18 protein-coding genes are annotated in these 23,938 nt (G+C 50.8%); 10 read left to right on the top strand and 8 right to left on the bottom strand.

What is annotated here, in order from left to right; genetic code table 11:
• Positions 1-53 precede the first annotated feature (53 nt).
• A complete protein-coding gene (locus EKO24_RS18480; protein ID WP_127027473.1) occupies positions 54-650 on the bottom strand; it encodes a hypothetical protein in 597 nt (198 codons plus the stop codon).
• Positions 651-1,090: 440 nt separating this feature from the next.
• Between EKO24_RS18480 and EKO24_RS18475 the strand changes: the two genes are divergently transcribed.
• The 5 genes from EKO24_RS18475 to EKO24_RS18455 all read left to right on the top strand — a co-directional run bounded on the left by EKO24_RS18475 (position 1,091) and on the right by EKO24_RS18455 (position 10,844).
• Complete coding sequence (locus tag EKO24_RS18475; RefSeq protein WP_127027472.1) at positions 1,091-2,542, top strand: sensor histidine kinase; 1,452 nt, start codon at positions 1,091-1,093, stop codon at positions 2,540-2,542.
• Positions 2,539-3,960, top strand: coding sequence for a sigma-54-dependent transcriptional regulator (locus EKO24_RS18470; RefSeq protein WP_127027471.1), 1,422 nt, complete (start codon positions 2,539-2,541; stop codon positions 3,958-3,960). Before EKO24_RS18475 ends, EKO24_RS18470 begins: the two co-directional genes overlap by 4 nt.
• A 1,010-nt stretch (positions 3,961-4,970) precedes the next feature.
• Positions 4,971-6,245 carry a TolC family protein gene (locus tag EKO24_RS18465; RefSeq protein WP_161990624.1) on the top strand — a complete coding sequence of 425 codons (1,275 nt, stop codon included), beginning with the start codon at positions 4,971-4,973 and terminating at the stop codon, positions 6,243-6,245.
• On the top strand, positions 6,242-7,711 hold the full coding sequence (locus EKO24_RS18460) for an efflux RND transporter periplasmic adaptor subunit (protein ID WP_127027468.1): 1,470 nt from the start codon (positions 6,242-6,244) through the stop codon (positions 7,709-7,711). The genes EKO24_RS18465 and EKO24_RS18460 overlap by 4 nt, the downstream gene beginning before the upstream one ends.
• Position 7,712: 1 nt before the next feature.
• Entirely contained in the window at positions 7,713-10,844 is a 3,132-nt protein-coding gene (locus EKO24_RS18455; protein ID WP_127027467.1) for an efflux RND transporter permease subunit, read from the top strand.
• 182 nt (positions 10,845-11,026) lie between these two features.
• On the opposite strand, the gene EKO24_RS18450 is transcribed toward EKO24_RS18455, so the two are convergent.
• Positions 11,027-13,543, bottom strand: a complete 2,517-nt coding sequence (locus EKO24_RS18450; RefSeq protein WP_127027466.1) for an HD domain-containing phosphohydrolase — start codon at positions 13,541-13,543, stop codon at positions 11,027-11,029.
• A 215-nt stretch (positions 13,544-13,758) separates the two neighbouring features.
• On the bottom strand, positions 13,759-14,199 hold the full coding sequence (locus EKO24_RS18445) for a hypothetical protein (protein ID WP_127027465.1): 441 nt from the start codon (positions 14,197-14,199) through the stop codon (positions 13,759-13,761).
• Positions 14,200-14,419: 220 nt separating this feature from the next.
• Here EKO24_RS18445 and EKO24_RS18440 point away from each other — a divergent pair, with 220 nt between their 5' ends.
• Positions 14,420-14,986 (top strand): IMPACT family protein, encoded by a 567-nt coding sequence (locus EKO24_RS18440; RefSeq protein WP_127027464.1) that lies wholly within the window; start codon positions 14,420-14,422, stop codon positions 14,984-14,986.
• 93 nt (positions 14,987-15,079) lie between these two features.
• Positions 15,080-15,604, top strand: a complete 525-nt coding sequence (locus EKO24_RS18435; protein ID WP_127027463.1) for a protease inhibitor I42 family protein — start codon at positions 15,080-15,082, stop codon at positions 15,602-15,604.
• A 14-nt stretch (positions 15,605-15,618) separates the two neighbouring features.
• Here EKO24_RS18435 and EKO24_RS18430 read toward each other — a convergent pair whose 3' ends face one another.
• Genes EKO24_RS18430 through nhaD form a run of 3 tightly spaced genes read right to left on the bottom strand, consistent with a single transcriptional unit; the run spans position 15,619 to position 19,357 of the window.
• The gene (locus EKO24_RS18430; protein WP_127027462.1) at positions 15,619-16,320 is read right to left on the bottom strand and encodes a response regulator; all 702 of its coding nucleotides are present in this window, start codon (positions 16,318-16,320) and stop codon (positions 15,619-15,621) included.
• Positions 16,317-17,888 carry a DUF4118 domain-containing protein gene (locus tag EKO24_RS18425; RefSeq protein ID WP_241674661.1) on the bottom strand — a complete coding sequence of 524 codons (1,572 nt, stop codon included), beginning with the start codon at positions 17,886-17,888 and terminating at the stop codon, positions 16,317-16,319. The genes EKO24_RS18430 and EKO24_RS18425 overlap by 4 nt, the downstream gene beginning before the upstream one ends.
• Positions 17,889-17,926: 38 nt before the next feature.
• The gene (gene nhaD, locus EKO24_RS18420; RefSeq protein WP_241674677.1) at positions 17,927-19,357 is read right to left on the bottom strand and encodes a sodium:proton antiporter NhaD; all 1,431 of its coding nucleotides are present in this window, start codon (positions 19,355-19,357) and stop codon (positions 17,927-17,929) included.
• Positions 19,358-19,849: 492 nt separating this feature from the next.
• On the opposite strand from nhaD, the gene EKO24_RS18415 reads away from it, so the two are divergent.
• Entirely contained in the window at positions 19,850-22,075 is a 2,226-nt protein-coding gene (locus tag EKO24_RS18415; protein ID WP_127027460.1) for a SulP family inorganic anion transporter, read from the top strand.
• A 30-nt stretch (positions 22,076-22,105) separates the two neighbouring features.
• On the opposite strand, the gene EKO24_RS18410 is transcribed toward EKO24_RS18415, so the two are convergent.
• Positions 22,106-22,480, bottom strand: coding sequence for a hypothetical protein (locus tag EKO24_RS18410; protein WP_127027459.1), 375 nt, complete (start codon positions 22,478-22,480; stop codon positions 22,106-22,108).
• A 176-nt stretch (positions 22,481-22,656) separates the two neighbouring features.
• On the bottom strand, positions 22,657-22,830 hold the full coding sequence (locus tag EKO24_RS22665) for a hypothetical protein (protein ID WP_162853374.1): 174 nt from the start codon (positions 22,828-22,830) through the stop codon (positions 22,657-22,659).
• A 259-nt stretch (positions 22,831-23,089) separates the two neighbouring features.
• Between EKO24_RS22665 and lexA the strand changes: the two genes are divergently transcribed.
• Both lexA and EKO24_RS22440 read left to right on the top strand, forming a co-directional pair.
• Positions 23,090-23,716 carry a transcriptional repressor LexA gene (gene lexA / locus EKO24_RS18405; protein WP_127027458.1) on the top strand — a complete coding sequence of 209 codons (627 nt, stop codon included), beginning with the start codon at positions 23,090-23,092 and terminating at the stop codon, positions 23,714-23,716.
• Between the two features lie 35 nt (positions 23,717-23,751).
• Complete coding sequence (locus EKO24_RS22440; protein ID WP_154671603.1) at positions 23,752-23,901, top strand: hypothetical protein; 150 nt, start codon at positions 23,752-23,754, stop codon at positions 23,899-23,901.
• The last annotated feature ends 37 nt before the right edge of the window (positions 23,902-23,938 follow it).

Raw genomic sequence — 23,938 nt, 5'->3', positions numbered from 1 at the left:
CCGTAAAGTTACTGTCTCTATTACCCGGCTTAATAAAACGAATATAAATAAGATCAGTCTGAATCAATATCTACATTTTGCGTTCTCACCCATAACGCGAAAGTCATCATTGCCCAGCCGCGGACAGCAATTTCAATATTCAGGCATATCGACATAAACCAGCCGTCTCCAGTGGGCCACTGCTTCCAGATTAAAAAGCCCATGATTACCGATATTAAACCGCCGAGCGACGTGACCAGAATGTGAGGCAGTTGCAAAGCGTGAGCCAGAGTCGCGCGTACAATGCCGCGAACAATTAAAAAAGTCGCAATCATCATGCTTAAGCGCGAGGGTTCTTCCGTCACGCTGAGGATAATCATTGTCCCGATAACCGCATCAAGCACCCCGACTTGCAGGTTTTGCAGGAAATCGCGCGGTTCCTTGGTTAATGCGGCATCAAGGCACTCCAGCAAACCCAGCGATAAAATCACCATGCCGCTGACCGGAAGCCAGGAAAGATGCCGCGCGGTGAGCACAATAGCATTAGGATTAAATGCGCTGGCCATTGCCAGGGTCGCGCCCGTCAAAGCAATAAGGATGCCTTGTACCAGCAGCCTCCGCCAATCCATCTCGAAACGTTCGTAAGTCAGGAATTTTTCAAGTAGATTCATGCTGCTTTTTCCGTATCAGTGAAACTATTGTTCGCATTTTCCATATTTTTTACGGCGTGTCATTAAATCGGTATTTTTAAATTCACAAACATCCGATTAATCTATAACCTTGTTTCATGTCATTCAATTTAAAGTTATCGAACACGGAAATAGCTCATGCGTATTATCAGTATTCTTGTTCTTGTTGTTATTTCAATTCTTGAGATTAGTCCGGTTCCAATTACCCCTATATTGTTACTTTATGTCGTGCTGTTCCGCCCGCTATGGTTTTATGAATGGGTTCTCAAAATATATGACAAGAATTAAAATCAGCAGCATGAAAAATAACTCATTCTTTAAACTGAATATCGTCAATATAAAAAGAGCTAATAATCCTTAGCATATTATCCGGCTGAATTCCGGAATTTCAGCGTCCTTGAAATAACCTGCATGATTTTTAAATGAAACCGATCTTTTACCGTCCCGCCCAACTGCGCGGCCTGGCTTTTCTAGGCTTATTGGTGCTGGCTCTCGCCATACTCGGCGGCATGATCTGGCGCAATGTACATCACTTTGAAACTGTTTTTTCCTATGTTAACTACTCGCATCGCATCCAAAATGTATCGGTAGGCCTACAGCAAGCGTTGATCGAATATTTGACCGAGACGGTATCGGGCTCAAGCCCGGTGGTGCTGACCAAGACGCTGGACGAGATGCAGGATTTAATGACGGATAACCGTTATTTATCGACAGCGACGCGGACAAGCCTGGAAACCGTCAAAAGTATGCTCGGCGATTTATCCACGTTAAAAAAAGAGGAAAAATACAACCGCCTGTTAACCGCGCTTAAAATTATGAGCGAAACGCTGGATAACGAGGCGTTGCAGCGCGAAGAGCTGCTGGAAGACATCAGCCGCGATACCCAAACCGAACTGTATATGGCTTTGGCGATATTCACGGCGACATTGTTTGTCGCGCTATTATTTTTGCGCTTCAGGATACTGCACCCGCTTAACGATTTGAAAGAATTGCTGCAACGCTTGACCGAGGAAAACTTCACCCCGATCACGACCGACCATCTCGACCCGTTGTTATTGCCGGTGTTCAATAGTTATAACGAGATGGTCAAGCATCTCGCTGAACTGGAAGACGCGAACCGTTTGCACGCGCAATCCTTGCAACATGAAGTCAGGCTCGCCACGCAAGCCTTATTGGAACAGCAATACAGCCTTGCCAGAGCCGACCGGTTGGCGGCGATAGGCGAGGTCGCAGCGGAATTGGCGCATGAGATACGCAACCCGCTGGCCGGAATTCAAATGGCTTTTAACAATTTGCGCCGTGAAATTGATGACGCGGACCAATTGGAACGGTTGGATTTGATTAATGCCGAACTGAAACGGATGGCAAGACTGCTTAACGACATGCTCAATCAAAGCCGCCATTCGCCGGAAGTGGCTACGGCTTTCGATGTCAGGACTCTAATCCGGGATCTGGTCGCACTAACGCGCTACCAGATCGCCGAATCGATAAATCTGGAAATAGACGTACCTTTTCCGTTGCCTGTACATCTTCCGGAAAGCGGTCTAAGACAAGCCTTATTAAACCTGATGCTGAATGCGGCCGATGCGCTTGAAAGTAATTCCGGCACTATCTGCATCAAAGCGCGTACGGAAAGGCAAGGATTACGCATCGACGTGCAGGACGACGGCATCGGCTTTTCGCAGGACATGTTGGAACATGGCATCAGGCCGTTTCGCACCAGCCGTCAACGCGGCACCGGGCTTGGTTTGGCGATGGTGCAACGTTTTGTAAAGGATGTGGGGGGCTCGATCACTCTCACCAATCAACCGACACACGGAGCCTGTGTATCGATATTACTGCCCAATGAATGCATTGTTAGAGACAAAACATGATAGAAACCCTGTTGATCATTGAAGACGAAAAATTGTTAGGTTCCGAGTTATCCCGCCATTATCGGCAGTCGGGTTGGGATGTGGCGTTGGCTACCAATCTGGCTGAGGCCAAGGAACTATTGCTGAAGAAAAAAATAGAACCGTTGCTGATTATTTCCGATATGAATTTGCCGGATGGTAATGCGCTGGATTTCATGGAAAAAATCAAAAGCGATATTACCTATAGCGACGACACCAAGAAAGGTGCGATGCCGGGAGCCCATGCCGAATGGCTGTTCCTGACCGGCTACGGTAACGTACCCGACTCGGTCAGGGCATTACGGCTCGGCGCTTACGATTTTCTGGAAAAACCCTGCGACCTGGAGCGTCTTGACCTGCTGGTTGCCAGCGCCGCCCGCAGCGCATCGGTTCAGAGGCGGGTTGCCGATCAAACCAAGCATCGGCATCGGCGCTATTCGCCGGCTGCTTATGTCGGCCATAGCCAGCAAGCGAAAAATATCCGCCAGTTATTGTTACGCTTAACGGAAGTGCCGTTCAGCGCATTGATTATCGGCGGCGAGAGCGGTACCGGCAAAGGCTTGGCGGCCCGGATACTGCATTACGGCGGCTCCCGCGCGCAGCAACCGCTGATAGAAGTTAACTGTGCGGCGTTACCGAGGGAATTATTGGAATCCGAGTTATTCGGCCATGAGCCCGGCGCATTTACCGGGGCGGCCGGACGGCATCGCGGCTTGCTCGAACAGGCCGACGGCGGCACTTTATTCATGGATGAAATCGGCGAAATGCCGCTGGATTTACAGTCGAAACTGCTCAAAGTCATTGAAGACCGTAAAGTCCGGCGTCTGGGCGGGGAAAAGGAAATCCAGGTCGATGTGCAGATAGTGGCCGCCAGTAACCGCGATTTGGAAAAAATGGCGCAAGACGGTAGTTTTCGCGCCGACTTATATCACCGCTTAAGCGTATTCAAACTGATCCTGCCGCCGCTACGCGAGGCGGTCGAAGATTTGGACGAACTGGTACCGTTATTTGTTGCCGAATACAACGCTAAAGCAGGACGCCAGGTTAAAGACATCCCCGATGCGGTGTGGAGCAAGCTGAAAGCGCATTATTGGCCGGGCAATGTCCGGGAACTGCGTAATGTGATCGAACGTTGCGTTTTATTCTCCGACGGCCCGACTTTTCCGGCGCAATGGTTGCAATTGCCCGGACAGCCTTCGGTCGAGGCATTGCAAACCGAACAAGGCATTTGGTTACCGTTAGATGGCAGCATGGCGCTGGACGATATGGATTGCTTTATTATCAAGACCGCCCTGGAGCGGGCGGACAATAACCTGACAGCAGCCGCCAGGGCGCTCGGCGCTACGCGCGAAACGTTGCGTTACCGGGTTCGGAAATATAATTTGAAAATATCCGATTGAGATTTTTAGCTAATCGGTGCCGTAATTGATTGAGATATATTGATATGCCACTAAATAAAGAGAACACGGATGACACGGATTTTTACGGATTAACACGGATAAGTATCTGAACATAAGTATCCAACTCGTGTTCAAAGCCGGAGTGCAGGCTCCAACAGTAGGCGCTTTACGACTGTAAGGATTCAGGAGGTAGACAGAAAACCGCTCCTGCGTTTTCTGCATTCACCACATCCTTGTGGTTTAGCAATGCTGGAGCAATTGCCGAGGCGAAGCTTGCACTCCAAAATACCGGAAAACCTTAGCGGGATTACTCAATAAGTTAGCCCCGTAAAAATCCGTGCCGATCCGTCGCATCCGTATCATCCGTGTTCCATCTCTACCTGTGGAGCTTCGATTAGATTTATACGTAGCAGCGGCAATTGGCCGGTTTCAATAAGTCATTGCGGCGTGTTAGAATCCAAAACGAATATTTCCACATTAAAGGAACCGTGTGCTGAATACGCTGCATTTTCAAAGAAATCGCCCTTACTTGCACAGCTTGGTGTTCGTGTTGCTCGTAAGCTGGATTTCTATGACGGTTTCGGCAACTTGTGCAATGCCGGGGTCATTGCGGGCGTCTTCGGCTGTCACCCTGTCGACAGGATGTGCGGAACAGGAACACCTTTTCTTGCAAGCTAACGGGCATGCTTCAATGCCCGATCAAGACTGTTCTTTCAATCCTTGTCTTGATTCGCAGCCCAATCCGGCTTTCGAATTCAAAATAGATAAACCGCAGCTACCCCTCTTTGTCCTATGTTTAATCGGCCTGGCCGGGTATTTGCTTCGCTATGTCCCGATACAACGTATTTCCCGCGCAACAGCGCCACCGATCGGCAGGCGGATTCTGCTGATTTACCGCTACTGTACACTCCTGAATTAGCCTTATTCCTTGAAACAGAACCGCGCCTGTTAAGGCGTTAACGTGGTTCTGCGTCTTGCGGAACCTGTTTTTTTCGATGTTAAGGAAATCTATGTACTCTGTAATATTCCGGCCGTTTTCATTGCCGGTAGTCTGCTGCCTGACTCTATTTTCAACCGTCCTGTTGGCTGACGAGCCCGTGCTGACGCCCGAACGGGCGGTCGGCATCGCGCTGGCGGACAATCCCAATCTTGCCCAAATCAAGGCGCGTAGCGAGGCGATGGCCGCAATTCCATCGCAAGAAGGCAGCTTGCCCGATCCGACGATTAATATCGGCGCGCTTAACTTGCCTACGGCCAACGGCCTTAACCTGCAAAAAGAAGATATGACCATGCTGGAAGTGGGTGTCAGCCAGGCGATCCCGTTTCCCGGCAAATTGGCGCTACGGGAAAAAGCGGCTACTTTCGAAGCCGCGGCCGCGGCCGACAGCGTCGATGAAGCGCGTCTTCGATTGGTCCGCGACGTCAAAATGCACTGGTGGCAGTTGGTATTCATTCACCGTTCGTTGCTGAACCTTGACGATACCGAGCGATTGTTAAAACAGCTGGCTGAGATTGCCAACAGCCAGTACCGTATCGGTCAGGGCTTGCAGCAGGATGTTCTGGCGGCGCTGCTGGAGCAGTCCAAACTGGCCAAAGAAAAAGCCCAGCACCTTGGCATGCACCGCGCTGAGATCGCGCGCTTGAACGCGCTGCTTAACCGTTCCCCGGACAGCACGATCCGTTTTCCCGACGAGGTCGATACCCGTTTGCCCGATATTCAATCCGCAACCGACGGCCAGGAATCCCGGCCACTGCTGGCCGAGCGGAAGAATGCGATCGATGCCGCGCAAACCAGGCTGGAACTGGCGAAAAAGGATTATTACCCGGATTTTACGTTGGGAACCGCTTATTCGTTTCGCCAAAGCACTCCAAACGGCCAAAGCCGCAGCGATTTTGCCAGCGTTCAGCTCAGCATGACCCTGCCCATTTACACCGAACGCAAGCAGGCGAAAGCGGTCGACCAGCGTCAAAGCGAATTACTGAAGGAACGTTACGCACTGGATCAAGCGCGGCGGGAAATCCAGGTCGAAATCAGCGAATCGCAGGCTCTTTACCAAAGCAGCCGCGCGCAGTTTGAGCAGTTGAAAAACACCATACTGCCGCTCGCGGAACAGAACGTCGCAAGCGCTGTTAACGCCTATCAAGTGGGCAAAACGAATTTTCAGAGCGTAATTCAGGCCAAAAATGCCTGGATTGAATACCGGAATCAGTATTGGCAGACGCTGGCCGAAGCGCATCAGGCCTTGGCGCAGTTGGCGGCGGCGACAGGGAGGGAGTCATTATGAACAAGAGCATGTTATGGATTGCGCTCGCGGCTGCGGTCTTCGGCGCAGCGGGCGGTTACTGGCTGGCTGCCGAGCGGATCGGCAGTACAACATCCGCAAAGAAACCGCTTTTTTACCGTCACCCGATGAATCCGTCGGTTACCTCGACGGTACCGGCCAAGGACGAAATGGGCATGGACTACGTTCCGGTATTCGACGAGTCCGCACCTGACGCTAATCCAGGGCAGGGCAAAAAGGTTCTGCATTACCGCAATCCGATGGGCTTGCCCGATACCTCGCCGGTCCCGAAGAAGGACGCGATGGGCATGGACTACATTCCCGTCTATGAACAGGAGGACCAGCAAGGAACCGACATGCTCCGCGTCAGCAGCGAGAAAATCCAGCGTCTCGGCGTGAAAACGGCGCCGGCGGAAAACATCGAAATCGCCCGTTCGGTTCGTAGCGTCGGCGTTGTCGAAGCCGACGAGCGGCGGCTCTATAACGTGACTCTCCGTTTTGACGGTTTCATTGAAAAACTCTACGTGAACACCACCGGGCAAGCCGTAACGCGCGGCCAACCCTTGTTCGAACTGTACAGCCCGGATCTGGTTTCCGCCCAACAGGAATATCTAAGCGCCAGGAACGGCGAGGCCGCGCTAGGCAACAGCGAAGCTTGGCTGCAATCCGGGATGAAAAACCTGACCGACAGCAGCCTGGAGCGCCTGCGCAACTGGGGCATTTCCGAAGCGGAACTGGCGCATCTGCGGCAACAGGGCAAGGCGCAACATGCGCTGACCGTGCGCTCGCCGGCATCCGGCATAGTCATGGAAAAGTCCGTCGTCGCAGGCGCACGGGCCATGGCCGGGGATACGCTGTTTAAAATAGCCGACCTGTCCCAAGTGTGGATTATTGCCGAAGTTTATGAACAGGATATGGGCCTTATCAAATCCGGCCAAAGCGCCCAGGTTACGCTTGACGCTTATCCCGGCCAAACCTTCAACGGCAAGGTGGGCTTCATTTACCCGATGTTGAACCCGGCGACGCGCACGGTCAAAGTGCGTGTCGAATTGCAGAATTCTGACGGCCTGCTGAAGCCGATGATGTACGCCCAGCTTGAGATCGCCAGCCAAACGCATACCGCGTTGGCGGTGCCGAGATCGTCGGTTCTGGAAAGCGGCCGGCGCACGCTGGTGCTGGTTGACCTGGGCGAAGGGCGCTTCGAGCCTCGTACGGTCAAGTTGGGGCAGCGCGGGGCGGCACGGATTCCTGACCCGTTGACTCACTCCGGCCATCCCTGGCAGCCGGATGAAATGATCGAGATAATGGAAGGCCTTAGCGAGCACGAGCGCGTCGTGGTCAGTGCAAATTTCCTGCTCGACGCGGAGAGCAACCTGAAAGCCGCCCTAAGCGGGTTTGAACCTGCCGATGCAAAAGTCCCGGACGAGCCACCGCAACACGGCGAACATCAACATTCAGGAGGGATGTGAAATGCTCGGGAAAATCATTGAATGGTCGGCGCGCAACGTTTTCCTGGTTTTGCTGTCGACGGCCTTTATCGTCATTGCCGGCATTTATGCAGTCATCAAAACTCCGCTCGACGCGTTGCCCGATCTGTCCGACGTCCAGGTTATCGTCTATACCGAATATCCGGGCCAAGCACCGCAAGTGGTCGAGGATCAGGTGACATATCCGTTGACCACGGCCATGCTGAGCGTGCCGCGCTCCAAAGTCGTGCGCGGCTTTTCGTTTTTCGGCGCGTCGTTCGTGTACATCATTTTCGAGGACGGCACCGACGTTTATTGGGCGCGCTCAAGAGTGCTGGAATACCTGAACTTTGCGTCCAGCCGCCTGCCGATGGGGCTATCCCCGCGTCTGGGCCCTGACGCGACCGGGGTTGGTTGGGTATTTCAGTATGCGGTCCTTGGCGCCCGGCAATCGCTTGCGGAACTCCGAACGCTACAGGACTGGTTTGTCCGCTACCAGCTCGCCAAAGCGCATGGCGTCGCGGAAGTCGCCAGCGTCGGCGGCTTTGTCCAACAATACCAGGTGATTGTCGATCCGCGTAAACTCCAAGCTTTCGGCGTCCCGTTGTCGACGGTGAGCCGTGTCATTACGGAAAGTAACAGAGACGTCGGAGGCCGGGTGGTCGAGATGACCGAAACCGAATATATGGTGCGCGGCAAAGGCTATTTGCGCGGCATCCGGGATATAGAGGATTTGGTTGTCAAATCCGAAGGCGGCATCCCCGTGCTGATTCGCGATATTGCCCGCGTGGAGCTGGGGCCGGACGAGCGCCGCGGCGTTACCGAACTGAACGGCGAAGGCGAAGCTGTTTCGGGCATTGCGATTGCCCGCTACGGACAAAATGCGCTGGACGTCATCGAGAACGTGAAAACCAAGATTCGGGAGATTACTCCCGGCCTGCCGGACGGCGTTTCGATAGTGCCGGTTTATGACCGCTCCGTGCTGATCCTGAAAGCCATTGAGAATTTGCGCGATAAACTGGTCGAGGAAAGCCTGGTGGTAGCCGGAGTTTGCGTACTGTTTCTTTACCATGTCCGCAGCGCGCTGGTCGCGATCGTGATGCTGCCGATCGGCGTGCTGATTGCCTTCATCGTCATGCACGGGCTCGGCATCAATTCGAATATCATGAGCCTTAGCGGCATCGCGATTGCGATTGGCGTGATGGTGGATGCGGCGATTGTGATGATCGAGAATGCCCATAAGCATCTGGAGCGGGCCGAGCCCGACGCCAACCGCCTTGAGTTGATGATTAGCGCCGCGAAGGAAGTCGGCCCGGCCTTGTTCCTGAGCCTGCTGGTCATCACTGTTTCGTTCCTGCCGGTTTTTGTGCTCGAAGAGCAGGAAGGCCGCCTGTTCAAACCCTTGGCTTACACCAAAACTTTCGCGATGGCGGGGGCGGCGCTGTTGTCGGTAACCTTGGTGCCGGTATTGATGTGGCTGTTCATCCGCGGACAGATCGTGCCGGAACACCGCAATCCGCTGAACCGGTTGCTGATCTGGCTATACCGCCCGGTTATCGAAGGCGTGCTGGGCTGGAAGAAACTGACCGTCGCCGTGGCGGTCATTGCACTGGCGGCGACTATTTATCCGGCCTCGAAGCTGGGCAGCGAATTCATGCCGACGCTGAATGAAGGAACCTTGCTGTTCATGCCGATGAGTTTGCCCGGCATCTCGGTCACCAAGGCGTCGCAGATCATGCAGACCCAGAACCGCATCCTGAAAAGCTTCCCTGAAGTTGAATCGGTATTCGGCAAGGCGGGACGCGCGTCAACCGCGACCGATCCCGCGCCGCTGGAGATGTTCGAAACGGTGGTCAATCTGAAGCCGGAAGCGCAGTGGCGGCAGGGCATGACCACCGACAAGCTGATTGCCGAGATGGACGCCGCAACGCAAATGCCGGGCGTGACCATCGCCTGGACCATGCCGATCAAGAACCGCATCGACATGCTTTCGACCGGTATCCGCACGCCTATCGGCATCAAAGTGTTCGGCAACGATCTGGGGCAAATGGAAAAGCTTGCAACACAAATCGAACGCGTCGTAAAAACCGTGCCGGGCACGACAAGCGCTTATGCGGAACGGCTGACCGGCGGCTTCTACCTGACCATCGAACCGGACCGGAAACAACTGGCACGCTACGGGCTTAGCGTGGGCGACTTTCAAAACGTGATTGCGACCGCTTTGGGCGGCGAGACCGTAACGACAACGGTGGAGGGTAGGGAACGCTTCAATGTGATCGTGCGTTATCCGCGCGAACTGCGCGATTCGCCCGAGATGATCGCCACGCAAGTGTTAGTGCCGGCACCGGCCGGGGCGATGATCCCGTTAGGGCAATTGGCCAAGATCAGTCTCGACAAGGGCGCGCCCGGTATCCGCACTGAAAACGCGTTGCTGTCCGCCTATATTTTTGTCGATATTCGCGGACGCGACATCGGCAGCTTCGTAGCCGATGCGCAGCGCGCCGTCATCGAGCAGGTCAAGTTCCCGCCCGGCTATTACGTGACCTGGAGCGGCCAGTTCGAATACATGGAGCGGGCGAAAGCCAAACTCGCGATTGCGGTGCCGATGACTTTGTTTATTATCTTCCTGCTGCTTTACCTTAACTTCAAACGCATCACCGAAACCCTGATTGTAATGTTGTCGCTGCCTTTTTCGCTGGTAGGCGGCGTTTGGCTGCTGTACTGGCTGGGCTATAACCTGAGCGTGGCCGTCGTCGTCGGTTTTATCGCGCTGGCGGGCGTGGCCGCCGAAACCGGCGTTGTGATGCTGATCTATTTGGATCATGCGCTGGAAAAAATCAAACAGCAGAGGAGGGCGGAAGATAAGTTTTTCGGGGTCGCCGATTTATATGCGGCCATTCGGGAAGGGGCGGTGGAACGGGTTCGGCCCAAAATGATGACGGTCGTCGCGATCATGGCAGGGCTGCTGCCAATCATGTGGGGAACGGGCGCCGGCTCGGAAGTCATGCGCCGCATCGCCGCGCCGATGGTTGGCGGCATGGTCTCGTCAACGTTGTTGACCTTGATCGTGATTCCGGCGATTTATGCGCTGATCAAAGGCCATCGCATTGAGCGGCAAACAGGCCCAAGCGTGTAAAGTTCGTTGTGAGGGGGATTTGCTGTTACCGGCAGATGGGTTAGTAGCGTCTAGGCTTCCGGGAGTAACAACAAGGGAGATTCATACTGAGCGCTTACGGCGAATCATGAATCTCCCGCTTCAAGTTAGAACGTTTGTAATACAGGCGTTCAACTTCAGATTGATAATCTCGGCTTAAGCCTTTAATTCCGGTATGAGAAACGGCCCTCGCGAAATAATTTTAAACAGGCATCGACAACTTGCGGGTCATAAGCAGTACCTCGTCCGCGTTTTATTTCTTCGATAGCGGCTTCGATGCCTAATGTTGGACGATAAGGCCGATGCGAAGATATGGCTTCTACAATATCGGCCACCGTCAAGATGCGCGCTTCAAGCAGTATCTGATCGCCTTTCAATCCGTGAGGATACCCGGAACCGTCCATTTTTTCGTGGTGTTGGGCAAGGATATCGGCAATTGGCCATGGGAAATCCACATCTTTCAAAATTTCAAAACCCGTTTCAGGATGCGTTTTGATCAACATGAACTCAATCTCGCTCAGTTTGCCTGGTTTAGCAAGAATTTCTGCCGGTACGTTGATTTTTCCCAAATCGTGAATCTGGGCGGCCAGCTGAATGCCATGGATTTTTTCTTTAGGCAGTCCCATTTCCTTTGCAATCGCCACAGCTAAATCAGCCACACGCCGTTGATGACCCGCGGTATAGGGATCCCGCAATTCGGCTGCTAAGGATACTGTATGGAGCGTGCCTTCCAATGCATGTTCTAGCACTTGCCGTTCGTCGCGCAAGAGTTGCTCGACCAACTTGCTGGTTGTAATGTCCTGCATCGTGCCTAGAGAACGAAGTGGTTTACCGTTTTCATCGTAAGTCGTTTCGCATTTCTCCAAGATATGTTTGATTCTGCCGTCTTTCATCTGCAAGCGAAATTCCGTTTGAAACGGCTTTTTATGTTGCAATGATTCGGCGAAGGCTATTTCTATCGTCTGGCGATCGTCCTGATGAACGATGCCGAGAAATTTTTGATAGGAAGGGGTGAACGAATGCGAATTAACTTCAAAAATGCGGTATACCTCGTTGGACCATGTTAGTTCATCCGTTCGATGGTCAAGCTCCCAATGACCTAAATGGGCCATCCGCTGGGCCTCAGCCAGTTTTGCTTCGCTTTCGCGCAACTTGTCTTGCATGCGCTTTTTTGCAGTGATATCGACAGCAAGGCCAAGCAAATGGGTGGGATCGCCTGCTTTGTCGTATAGCCCGATTTTAAAGCTATGCAGCCACTTTTCAGTGCCGTCGACGGTTTTGACGGCCTGGTCGGGTATTTCCAACGGTAGATGACTAACTAATGCTTCCCTATCTTGCCGATCCATAGCATTCGCCAGTTCTTTAGGAAATATGTCGAATACGTTTTTGCCCAGAATCTGATTTTGGGAATAACCCAATAAATGTTCGCCGGCTTTGTTGAAAAATTCGAAGCTTAAATCTTCCGCGCGTTTCAAGAACACCATGGCCGGAATATTCTCCACTATGGAATTTAATAATTCCTGAGAATGTTTAAGTTCGCCCTTGATTCGCAATTGTTCGGTTATATCGAGAAAAGTAATGACGGCTCCCTGGACACACCCTTCCTGAATTACCGGATACGACCAATACATGACATGGAATGAGCTGCCATCCTTACGCCAATAGATTTCGTTGTCGCGATAAAACGATTTGCCGTCGCGAATGGTAAAGAAACTGGGGCAAATTTCGTAAGGATGAGGCGAGCCATCGGCTCTAGTATGATGCACTAATCGGTGCATGTTCTTGCCGAGTAATTCGGAGGGATTATCGTAGCCCAGAGCTTTCACACCCGCTGTATTAATGAAAGTGCAGCAGCCTTGCGGGTTTACCCCGTAAATGGCGTGAGCGATTGAGTTTGTCAGCAATGTGACTTCGGCTTCACTTTGTTCCGCTTCCTTTATAACGCGTTGTTGCCGTCTGCCGCCTATAAATAAACCGAATACGCCCAGCCCCCAGATTAGGCCATGACCCGCAATCAAGGCATTACGCTCGCGGTCTTCACGTTTCAGAGAGGCATCAATGGGCACGGCAATGCTTACTCCCCCACGAACTCCCCCAAGCTTATCGCCATATTGGGCGTGGCATTTCAAGCAGGCTTCTTCGGTAATCATCGGTTTCATGTAACGATAGTAAGATTTGCCATCGGGCATGACGTCGATTGAAGCGTGCTCCTTGTCGCCTTGAACAAATGCTTGGAGCGCTTGGCGCTCCCAGTCGTCAGCAGCATTCACTGGGTTGATTGGATTCAGGCTAGCGATATTTCCACGGACCGGCATGTTGGCATCCGCCATGGCTTGATGCACCAGACGCACCACATAAGAGGAGTTCAACAACGTTAGCTGCTTGCCGGAAGGCGTGACGATGTCCCGCTCAGGCAGTCCGCTTAGCCACGGACTTGGATTAACATTGTCGGTAACCGGCACGTAGACACCGCCGCTGTGAATAACCCAGTTGCGATAAGCCATTTCCATCGAATGAAAAGCCGCTGCTTCGGTATGTAATGTGGTCTTGAAACGCTCTTGCTGATAATACAGGTTCCAAATTAACGAGCTGCCGACAACCGCTGTCCATATCAGAATAAAAAGTTTGATGTTTCGCCAAAGCTGTTGTGTTCGAGTGCGTTTAATTTTTGCCATATTCATAGCTCTATATTCTGGTTTGAACCTCCTGGAAATCCGAAGCAGTTTAAACTTTTAACGGCAGATTTCTGGAAACTCGGGCCGTTGGCTTTGCATTATCCATAGACCGCTGTTGGCCGAACTGCGGCATTCAGTTCAACCAAATCAGGAACAACTCTCCGAATCGCGCAAATTTTTGTTCAACTGCCCCGGCTAACGCTGTGCCGGATAATCAATGATCAACGTTTGATATTATATTGATGCTCAAGGCCTTCGGTTAAATTGTAACCTTCGTGATTGAATAGATCGCCGTCAAAAAACAAATGTAAGTCGATAATCCAGGCGATTTTTTTTATGTTGTTGTTTTCAATAATAATAGTTGAAAGTTTATGATCGTTGTCAATGATCTGGTCTACGATTGTTTTGGGATTGTTAGGGTCTTCTGTCAATGCGCCGGAGACAATGCGCTGGGCGGATTCCATTGTCAGCACAGGATAAGTCGTAGGCAGCTCGGCAATTTTTTCTTTTTTAAGCGATTGCGCGTTGAAGTAGCCGATGTCGTAGACAACCTTAAACAGCACGCCCAGTATAATCAAGCAACCATAAATAGAGAGGCCAATTTTTAATCGTCTTCTAACGCGAGGATTTGATAGTTTTTTTATAATAACGCTAAGTTTCATATTTATTTTTGTTGCGGTTTAACGGCTTGGTTTGTCCTTATTCAGCTCTAAGCTTCTGTGTAATAAGCGAAGCTCTGCATATTCTATATTAAGATTGGTTCTTCGCTTAATTCTCGGCAGCAATCGATCAAAATAATGTGAGTGCAATTGAAAAGCCGTTTGCTGCTGGTATGATGTTATCGAATAGCAGACGCTCAAAACTTAATTGAAAGAAGCAAAAATGTTTTATGTTACGGAATCCCATACATTCGAAGACATCATAAAAAAATCGCGATTTATCGGTATCATTTTTCCCTGCCTCAATGATCAAGACGTTTTTCGGCAATTAAAAGCGTTGCAAGCCGAACATCCGCACGCCAACCATATTGCCTTTGCCTACCGTATCAAAACCAACGACGGCGTTATTTACCGGTTTCACGACGCAGGCGAGCCTACAGGCACGGCAGGAAAGCCGATTTTTCAGCATATTGAAGGTAAAAACATTATTAATGCTCTCGTTGTAGTAATCCGTTATTTTGGCGGCGTGAAGCTTGGAGCCGGCGGACTGACCAGGGCTTACGGCCACATGGCGAAACAGGCGATCGATACGGCGGCATTACACCCTTACATAGAAATGGCAACGCTTCATTTCACGCTCGATTATGAAAGATTTCAGTCCTTTGATTACGCATTGAAAAAAGTGAATGGACACATTATTGAGCAAGTCTTTGCCGGACAAATTCATCTAACGGTTACGCTTCCCGTTGAAAAACAATCGGATTTGGAAAGCCAGTTTGCTACGGTATAACCGTGGATGAGGTAATCCGAAGAAGACGGTATTTATATAACGCTAGATAACGGATAAAGTGCGGTTTTATGCAACGTGATTAGGAGAGAGCTCATGTCATATAGTGTTAAAACGCTAACTGCACTGATTTTGTTGAATATTTTCGCCCCGGTTCATGCCGCTACGCCTAGCTATGACCCGGTTAGCGGACGCCTCAATTTACCGGAGGTGTTAATTAACGATCACTCTTACAGCAACATTGTGTTGGCGCTCGGTTCCGACGGCCGCTATCAACTATTATCCTCAACTTCACCGGTTTCGCTGACCGATGCCGACAATGGGCGATCCATCGAACTCGTACAGGGACAATTCCTTGAAATAAAGCTGGCGTCCAATCCAAGTACCGGTTACAGCTGGACATTCAACAGTCAATCGATCGACTTAGTTGAACTTCAAGGCAATAGCAGCTTCGTTCTCGATAGTGATTGCGGGGGAAGAGTAGGATGCGGCGGCACTGAGACAGGAAAGTTCAAGGCGATAAAGCAAGGCAATGGAACGCTTCGCCTTGAGTATCGCCGTCCTTGGGAAACAACTGCGCCGCCGGCACAAGTTTTTCAGTTATCTATTACTGTGCGCTAGCGGCGCTTGGCCGATTAGCTGTCCTCTTCAGCCAAGCGATAGCCGACTCCGACCTCTGTCCGTAAATAACGCGGTCTGGCGGGGTTGACTTCCAGTTTATGGCGCAGTTGCCCCATATATACCCGCAGATAATGCTGGTCGTGGATATGTTCGCCTCCCCAGACTTCTTTCAGGAGCTGGCGGTGGGTAACAACCAAACCGGCATGGCGGACTAGAATGCTGAGCAGGCGGTATTCAATCGGCGTGATATGAACTTCATTGCCGGCCATAAAAACTTTGCGCCGGGCCAGGTCGACCGATAATTCGCCGGTTTGAAATGTTTCCGTTTTGTTCGTTGTGCGCATCACGCGGCGAAGCAACGCCTGGAGGCGGGCATGCAGTTCTCCGGTACTGAACGGTTTGGTCAGGTAATCGTCCGCGCCGGCATCCAGCGCCATGATCTTGTTTTGCTCCTGGCTGCGGGCCGATAACACCAACACCGGCAAATCGGATAACTGCCGTAAACGTTTGGTTAGCGAAATGCCATCCATATCGGGTAAGCCCAGATCAAGTATGACCAGATCGGGGCTGTCGCTTTTAACCAGCGCGAGCCCATCCTTACCGTTTTCCGCTTCAATAACGCGCCATCCGCGGGTGCAAAGATTGGTTTTCAGCAGACGGCGAGTTTGCGGATCGTCCTCAATCACTAGAATAAGCGGCTTGATCTCATCGCTCATGACGGCATTCCTTCAAAACAGTTCAACTCAGGCGAATCGTGGATCGGTAAGTTAATGATAAACGATGCGCCTTTACCGGACTGATTGGTCGCATGAATGCTGCCGTCATGGGCTTCAATAATGGCCCGGCATAAGGTTAATCCGAGTCCTACCCCGCCTTGATGGCTTTCGGACTCAAGCCGGTAAAACTTGTCGAATATTTTTTCTTCCATGCCTTGCGGAATGCCGAAACCATAGTCCGATACGGTAATGATTATGTTGTTGGCCGATAATTCAGCGCTAATATCGATAGGACTGCCTTCCGGCGTGTACTTGATCGCGTTTTCGATCAGGTTGGCCAGAACCTGTTCGATTAATACCGCATCTATCCAAAGCAGCGGCAAATGATCAGGTAACAGCGTTCTCACCGGCCGCGTTTTCAAGTTTCTTTCCAGTCGGTTCAACGCGCTGCCGACTATTTCTTCAAGTGCGTTCCATTCCGGGTGAAGAATGATTTCACCTGCCGTCAGCCTCGCCATGTCCAGTATCTTGCTGGTCAGTTCCGACATGCGTTGGGCTTCGTCAAGAATGACTTTATTAAGATCCAGTTTTTCTTCCGATGAAAAATCCGCGTTATTTTCAACCAGGGCCGTGCCTGCGCCGATAATGCGCGTCAATGGCGTGCGCAGATCGTGCGATATCGCACTTAACAATGCATTGCGCAAGGACTCGGTTTCGGCTTGAAGATTCGCATTGTTCGCCTGTTCGGTTAAGCTTAGGCGCTCAAGGGTTTGCGAGATCAGGTTCAAAAAAGTATCGAAAAAAGCAGTCAATTCGGGATCTTTTAAATTAGCCGCTGCCGGTGATTTTATAGCCAGTACGCCCTGAATGGATTGCGAGCTTTCCAGCGGATAATAGCTAATTGAGCCTGTTGAATCTTCGGTTCTCTCGATAGTGCGTTGCCGATAGGTCTGCTGCGCTATTTCCAGGTCGATGCCGCGAACAGAATGCTCGAGCGGCGTATCGGACGGATACTTGAGACGAAACTCCCGGTCCGGAAACAGCAATACCGACAAGGCGCCAAAATCATCGTAGATATGGTCTACCGCGATTTTGGCAACTGCTTGTTGATTATGCGCATCGGATAGGGCCTGACTTAAGCGATAAAGTGCGTTGGCCCGGTTTTCCCGCTGTTTGGAGATTTCCGCTTGCAGTTGCACTCTCTCCAAAAAATTACTCGTCACATTAGCAACAACCATCATCACGCCTAGTCCTACGATGTTTTCAAGGTCGCTGATAGCAAGTGAAAAAATCGGCTGGGCAAAATAAAAAGCAAATACCGGTGCGCTCAAGAATGAAGCGATGATGGATGCGCCGCGACCGTAGCGGCTCGCGACTAAAAACACTCCTAACAAGTAAGTCATCAGGATGCTGGCCGGCCCTAAAACATGACGTAGCGGCCAATCGATCAGCGTGCAAATAAACGGAGCAGCGATACCCCACAGGTAGCCTTGCAACCGGTTCGGACGGTGACTGCGGTTTAACATTATTTCCGAGAGCCGATGCTCTGCCGGTTCGTTGTTACGCAAACTTTTCTCCCAAAGCGGCTGACCGTCTACAACCACTGTTAAAAAGATTTGGAGTTGATCAAGAAATGTACGCCAATGCTGGCAAAATAGCCCAACAAAATCATCGGGCACCATTTCATATGGCTGGTGAAAGTATATTGGCCTTTTGCTTGGCCCAGCAAGCCGATTCCAGGCGCCGAGCCAATCGCCAGCAGGCTGCCGCCGACGCCCAAGGTCAGGGTCAACAGCAGCCATTGCCCTTGTGATATGTCGGGGTGCATCGTGAGGACGGCGAACATCAACGTGCCGTTATCGACAAATGCCGAGGATAGGCCGATCAGAACGTTGGCCAGCGTCGGGCTTAATTGTCCGTACAGCACTTGCGAGATCGCATCGAGATAACCGATGTAGCCCAGTCCGCTGATGCCCATCATCGCGCCGTAAAAAAAGAACAAGGTATCCCATTCAAGACGGCCGACTTTGTCGAAAATATCCAATCTACTGATTTCGCTGGCGGAGGAATTGATTTTTCCGCTGCCGAAAAACAACGCGAATTCCGATTGCTTATAGGTATTTTCTTTATTGATTCTGTTCAGGTAGTAATAAAAGAACTGCAATAACGATAAGCCTGCCATCATCCCGGCTGCTGCCGGCAAATGCAGTTTCATGTCAAACGTTACAGCCAGGCTTATCGTAATGCCAAACAGAAAGATCACGCGTTTAGCTCCGCGAAGCAAATGGACCTGTTCATCGTCGATATCAGGCCTGTCTTTGGGTACTGAAAAATTCATTACCAAGGCCGGAACGAAAAAATTTACCAGGCAAGGAATAAACAATTTAAAAAACTCCGTAAAGCCCAAAATGCCGTGTTGCCATACGAATAGCGTCGAAATGCCGCCCAATGGGCTGAAAGAACCGCCGGCATTGGTCGCAACGATAATGTTGATGCATGCCAATGAAACGAAACGCGGACTGTCTTTGCCGACGGCGACCACTACGGCTCCCATCAGTAATCCCGCTGTCAGGCCGTTAACGACGCTGGAAATAAAAAATACCAGTAAGCCGGTAATCCAGAACAGTTGCCGGTAACTCAAATGCATACCGACTAGCCGGACTTTTAAAGCGTCGAATATGCGCATGTCTTCCATCGCGTTCAGGTAAGTCATCGACACCATGATAAACAACAACAATTCGATATAAGCCTGCATGTTGCTCTTAAAGGCGGTTACCGCAAAATGGTCGTTGCCTTGTTGTTGATAGGCCACGACAATCACAAGCCAAATCAAACCCGCAGCAAGTAGCATCGGTTTGGATTTGCGAAGTTCAGTAGCCTCTTCGAACATCGCTGTAATATAGGCAAAGATCATCACTACCAGAGAAAAATAGCCCGCCCAATGATGCGTTAGATCAATATGCTGCAATGGCGCCGCCGCTGTTTCTCCGTCGGCGAAGACCGTTCCCGGCAACAGCAAAGCCGTTATTCCTAGTATAAAGCTGAGTTGAGCGGCTTGTCCGCTCAAACGAAACTTATGGCCTTTGGCTATAAAGCTGAGTTGAGCGGCTTGCCTGCTCAAACGAAACTTATGGCCTTTGGCTATAAAGCTGAGTTGAGCGGCTTGCCTGCTCAAACGAAGCTTATGCCCTTTGGGTATAAGAAAACCATAATTCACAATAATCGGCCTCATGCTTAATCAATTTAAATGGTTTACCTGGCAACGCTTGCCTAGTCGCTAAGCTTGCAGATTTTAATACCGGATTTTAATCAGATCAGTGTAAAAAAAGCGTAAAGGCGCGGATTAAAACTGTCTGGAGCTGTCATTGAATCCGTTTCTTTATCGGAACCCGGCTTTCAGCGATATAATTTTATTTTGCGGCTGCTCGGAACCCGGACATTCAAGATTCGGCCGGCTTTATTAGCGTAGACTTCGAAAATCAAGCTTTAAACAAAAACAACAAACTTTCTTAACCGGAATATTGAAAACATGGCAACTAAAGCAGCTCCAACCACCTCGCCAACCCACACTTTCATCGATGAGTTCTGGGGGGGATTGGCGTCCATGCTGGTTGCATTGCCGTCGGCGATTGCTTTTGGCGTGCTGGTGTTTTCCTCGGTTGACCCGAAAATGGCAGGCGAGGGTGCTTTTATCGGCATGATAGGCGCGGCTTGCATGGGTTTGGGCGCGCCTTTGTTTGGGCGCACCCCCGCCTTGATTTCCGCCCCTTGCGCTCCGGCTGCGGCGGTTTTATCGGGGTTGGCACTTGAGTTAACCAGGACCGGCACCGAGATTAACCGCATTCCGGCATTGTTAGCGTTGACTGCGTTATTGGCCGCGTTGTTACAAATCCTTTATGGGTTATTGAAAGGCGGGCGATTGATTAAATATATTCCTTTCCCGGTTGTCAGCGGTTATTTATCGGGCGTCGGCCTGATTATCGCGATCGGCCAGATTCCCAATTTGCTCGGCATACCGAAAAGTGCAGGCCTGTGGCATGGCTTAACGGCTCCCGATTCATGGCAATGGCCCGGAATTGTCGTCGGAGCAGTCACTATCGGCGCAATGTTAATTGCACCGCGCATAACGCAAAAAATTCCGGCCGCTATCGTCGGCTTGTTTTCCGGAATAGCCGGCTACTTCCTGATAAGCCTGTATGTGCCGGCATTGTTATCTTTAGAAGCCAATGCGCTGATCATCGGGCCGATTCCGGCCGGTACGGATTTTTGGGAAACGGTTAAAGACCGCTTTCAATCGGTGCAGCAAACCGGCTTGGCCGACTTACAGGTAGTGGCTTACTCCGCGCTGGCTTTATCGGCGTTGCTGTCTATCGATACGTTGAAAACCTGCATCGTGCTGGATGCACTGACCAAAAAACGCCATGATTCCAATCAAGAGCTGTTAGGCCAGGGCTTTGCCAATCTGCTGTCGTTCGCGGCCGGAGGAATGCCCGGTTCGGGAACGATGGGCGCCAGTTTGGTCAACATTACCAGCGGCGGCCGTAAGACCCAATCCGGGGTGATTGAGGGCGGCTTGGTCGTGCTGGCAATACTCGTATTATCGCCATTGATTGCCTGGGTGCCTATTGCCGCGTTAGCCGGCATTTTATTGGTCGTGGCTACGAGAATGTTCGATTGGCATGCGTTCCATTTATTACGGCATAAAGAAACTTTTTTCGATTTTACCGTCATTGCCTCGGTCGTTATTGTCGCTGAAACGGTCGGTTTAATTGCCGCTTCCGCGACAGGCATCGGATTGGCGATTTTATTGTTCATTCGCGATCAAATTCGCGCTTCGGTATTGCGGCGGCGGGCCACGCTTAAAGAAACGTCCTCCAAAACCTACCGCTTGGAAGACGAGCAGCTATTTCTACGCGAGCACGGTAACGAAGCGGCGATTTATGAATTACAAGGCAATTTATTTTTCGGCACTACCGATCATTTGTTCAGCCAATTAGAGCCCGATTTAGACATTTGTAAATGGCTGTTATTCGACATGCGCCGCGTGGAATGTCTGGATTACACGGCCGCGCATTTGTTTACGTTGATGCAGGATAGGTTGCGAGCACGAGGCGGCGAACTGATATTCAGCGGCATGCCTTCCAAATTACCCAGCGGCGAAGACCTGTTGAAGTATATGACTCAAGTCGGTTTAGTGACTGACGACGGCAACGGCATTCGGATTTTCGATACCCGCGATGAAGCGTTGGAATGGATGGAAAATCAAATTCTACAAGCATCCGGATGGACTGAAGAAAGACTTAACGAGCAGACGCTTGATCTGGCCGACATTGAATTACTGCGCGAATCCGATGAAGCAACGCTCGCTGCATTACGGCCTTGTCTACAGGAACGGACGGTGCCGGCCGGTGAGAAAATATTTACTTTAGGCGATAGCGGCGATGAGCTGTTCCTGATCCGCCGCGGCATCGTGCAGGTTTTCTTGCCGCTAAACAATGGCAAACATCATCATTTAGCGACTTTTCACCAAGGCGACTATTTTGGAGAGATGGCGTTTCTGGATCATCGCCAACGTTCGGCCGAAGCCATTGCCAAAACGGATTGTGAGATTTACTCGTTGTCGCGGCAGGAGTTTAACGGCCAAGTCTATAATAATCCGGTGTTAGGGACGCGGATTTTTGCCCGTATCGCCAGGGCTGTTTCCCTTCGTTTGCGGCAAACCGATATTGAGCTTTGTTCGCTGGAAGAACGCTAGATTTCTTTCGTCAGCCCTTATCAACGACGGCTACACAATTTTACAGCGGATTACAGCGTCTTCATCATATGAATAAATGGCGCACAAGCGGTGATAGCCGTCGGCAATGACGACCTTGCCGTTGGCCGTATCCCTGACCAATAAAAGCGGGGAAATATCTTTTCCCGATTCTATTTTTTTCTGGTCTTTTTCGACATGCGCATTACTGATACCGAGCAGTGAAAGACCTGATGCCCTGAAAATATCTTTTGCCTTGAATTCGGAGAGAGGGGCGTCCCTTAATTTTTCTACATAGGCGCTTGCCGCCGATTCATCGTAGATTAGACTCAAATAAGATCGAGCCGCAGGATAGTCATGTTCTTCCGGTTGGTTAAGCCAATTGATTTGAACGGTTTTCTTGGACATATTTAAGTTCCTTCGGTGTACCTATAAAGTTTAAAAGTATAGTCATCCGTAAAGGGAATTTAATTGTTCCAGGCAAAATCGACATTCACTTTCCTATCTTCCGATTTCAGTTTCCGTTTTACCGGTTTGAATTAAATGAATCGTTAGCTTACCTAATCAGCGGCAAATTGGGTAAATCAGTCCCATGAGAGCCGTCCGGCTTTGCTGCGCTTGCGGTTTTGGTTCAAGTTACCGGCAATCGCGGCAATCGCAAATAGCGCCGATGAAATGATGAATTCACCGCAAAGATAGCCGAGCAGGCCGGTTATAAATAGCAATCCTGTTAACAAATCTCTGTAGAAGTCACTCATGATTCAGTTTCCTTTGTAAAGTTGAAGTATGTTTCGATACGCTGTGTAACGTCATCGCGATTAGCGCCTGACAGTTACGATGATGCATAGATTACAGAGGCAAGATGAGAGAAAACCTAGACATTGGATTAAGATCGAATGAGGACCGGATTAAAATTCGCAAACCGCCGTATATCATCGTGAAATTCGGTTTTTGTTCTCTTTTTTGCGTTTTATGCGGTTTACGGTAAGCTGACAAAAAATAAATCACAGGAGCCCTATGAACGCATTAACCCGGCGGCAGAAAGAAATCTTCGATTTCTTGCGCGATAACTACGAAAGCTTTGCCCATCCACCGACGCTGGATGAACTCTGTTCGGCGTTGGGCATGGCATCGCGCGGCTCGTTGTACAAGCACATCATGGCGCTGATTGCGGCGGATCTGGTCGAGCCGTTCGCCGGCAATAAGCAAGGCGGTATTCGTTTGTCCGCCAAGGCTCAGCGCGACTATACGGCTTGCGAACACTCACTGCCGTTCGTCGGTAAAATTGCCGCCGGCAGACCCATTGAAGCTTTAGAAAACATCAACTATATGGCCGTGCCGGAAATACTGAAAAGCAATAAGCCCTGCTATGTGTTACAGGTTCAGGGCGATTCGATGGTTGAGGCCGGGATATTCGACGGCGACTGGGTAATCATCGAGCAACGCAGTTATGCCGGCAACGGCGAGATCGTGGTGGCGCTAATCGAGAAAGCCGAAGCTACGTTGAAATATATAGAGCAGGCGCCGGGAGAAGTGCGATTGATCCCCGCCAATAACGCAATGTCGGCGATGAGCTATCGCCCGGATCAAGTTGAAATCCAGGGCGTTCTCGTTGGGCAAATGCGTAGCTACCGCTCGCATTAGCGACAAAAACAACAGTAATAACCGGGAGAAGCCTGATGCCTAGAAAAATCCACATGCAGGATCAAGTCGGACATAACAAAATTGAAGAAATTATGAGTCATGATTACGGCCAGAGCTTGATAGAACTCTGGGCGATGAAGTTTGCCGTGATTGGGTTATTTTTGTTGATCGGGGTGTCTTGGTAACTATCGTATTCACCGCGTACGCTATAGTGGTGTACTC

Source organism: Candidatus Methylobacter oryzae, from assembly GCF_003994235.2.
Classification (GTDB): domain Bacteria; phylum Pseudomonadota; class Gammaproteobacteria; order Methylococcales; family Methylomonadaceae; genus Methylobacter_A; species Methylobacter_A oryzae.
This window is presented reverse-complemented; position numbering and strand designations above follow the sequence as displayed.

Excerpts from the sequence above, each read along its gene's own strand:
- EKO24_RS18480 (WP_127027473.1), bottom strand. The coding sequence starts at position 650 with ATGAATCTACTTGAAAAATTCCTGACTTACGAACGTTTCGAGATGGAT.
- EKO24_RS18475 (WP_127027472.1), top strand. The coding sequence starts at position 1,091 with ATGAAACCGATCTTTTACCGTCCCGCCCAACTGCGCGGCCTGGCTTTT.
- EKO24_RS18415 (WP_127027460.1), top strand. The coding sequence starts at position 19,850 with ATGGCAACTAAAGCAGCTCCAACCACCTCGCCAACCCACACTTTCATC.
- EKO24_RS18445 (WP_127027465.1), bottom strand. The coding sequence starts at position 14,199 with ATGAAACTTAGCGTTATTATAAAAAAACTATCAAATCCTCGCGTTAGA.
- EKO24_RS18470 (WP_127027471.1), top strand. The coding sequence starts at position 2,539 with ATGATAGAAACCCTGTTGATCATTGAAGACGAAAAATTGTTAGGTTCC.
- EKO24_RS22440 (WP_154671603.1), top strand. The coding sequence starts at position 23,752 with ATGCCTAGAAAAATCCACATGCAGGATCAAGTCGGACATAACAAAATT.
- EKO24_RS18440 (WP_127027464.1), top strand. The coding sequence starts at position 14,420 with ATGTTTTATGTTACGGAATCCCATACATTCGAAGACATCATAAAAAAA.
- EKO24_RS18430 (WP_127027462.1), bottom strand. The coding sequence starts at position 16,320 with ATGAGCGATGAGATCAAGCCGCTTATTCTAGTGATTGAGGACGATCCG.
- EKO24_RS18410 (WP_127027459.1), bottom strand. The coding sequence starts at position 22,480 with ATGTCCAAGAAAACCGTTCAAATCAATTGGCTTAACCAACCGGAAGAA.
- EKO24_RS22665 (WP_162853374.1), bottom strand. The coding sequence starts at position 22,830 with ATGAGTGACTTCTACAGAGATTTGTTAACAGGATTGCTATTTATAACC.
- lexA (WP_127027458.1), top strand. The coding sequence starts at position 23,090 with ATGAACGCATTAACCCGGCGGCAGAAAGAAATCTTCGATTTCTTGCGC.
- EKO24_RS18435 (WP_127027463.1), top strand. The coding sequence starts at position 15,080 with ATGTCATATAGTGTTAAAACGCTAACTGCACTGATTTTGTTGAATATT.
- EKO24_RS18460 (WP_127027468.1), top strand. The coding sequence starts at position 6,242 with ATGAACAAGAGCATGTTATGGATTGCGCTCGCGGCTGCGGTCTTCGGC.
- EKO24_RS18450 (WP_127027466.1), bottom strand. The coding sequence starts at position 13,543 with ATGAATATGGCAAAAATTAAACGCACTCGAACACAACAGCTTTGGCGA.
- EKO24_RS18455 (WP_127027467.1), top strand. The coding sequence starts at position 7,713 with ATGCTCGGGAAAATCATTGAATGGTCGGCGCGCAACGTTTTCCTGGTT.
- EKO24_RS18465 (WP_161990624.1), top strand. The coding sequence starts at position 4,971 with ATGTACTCTGTAATATTCCGGCCGTTTTCATTGCCGGTAGTCTGCTGC.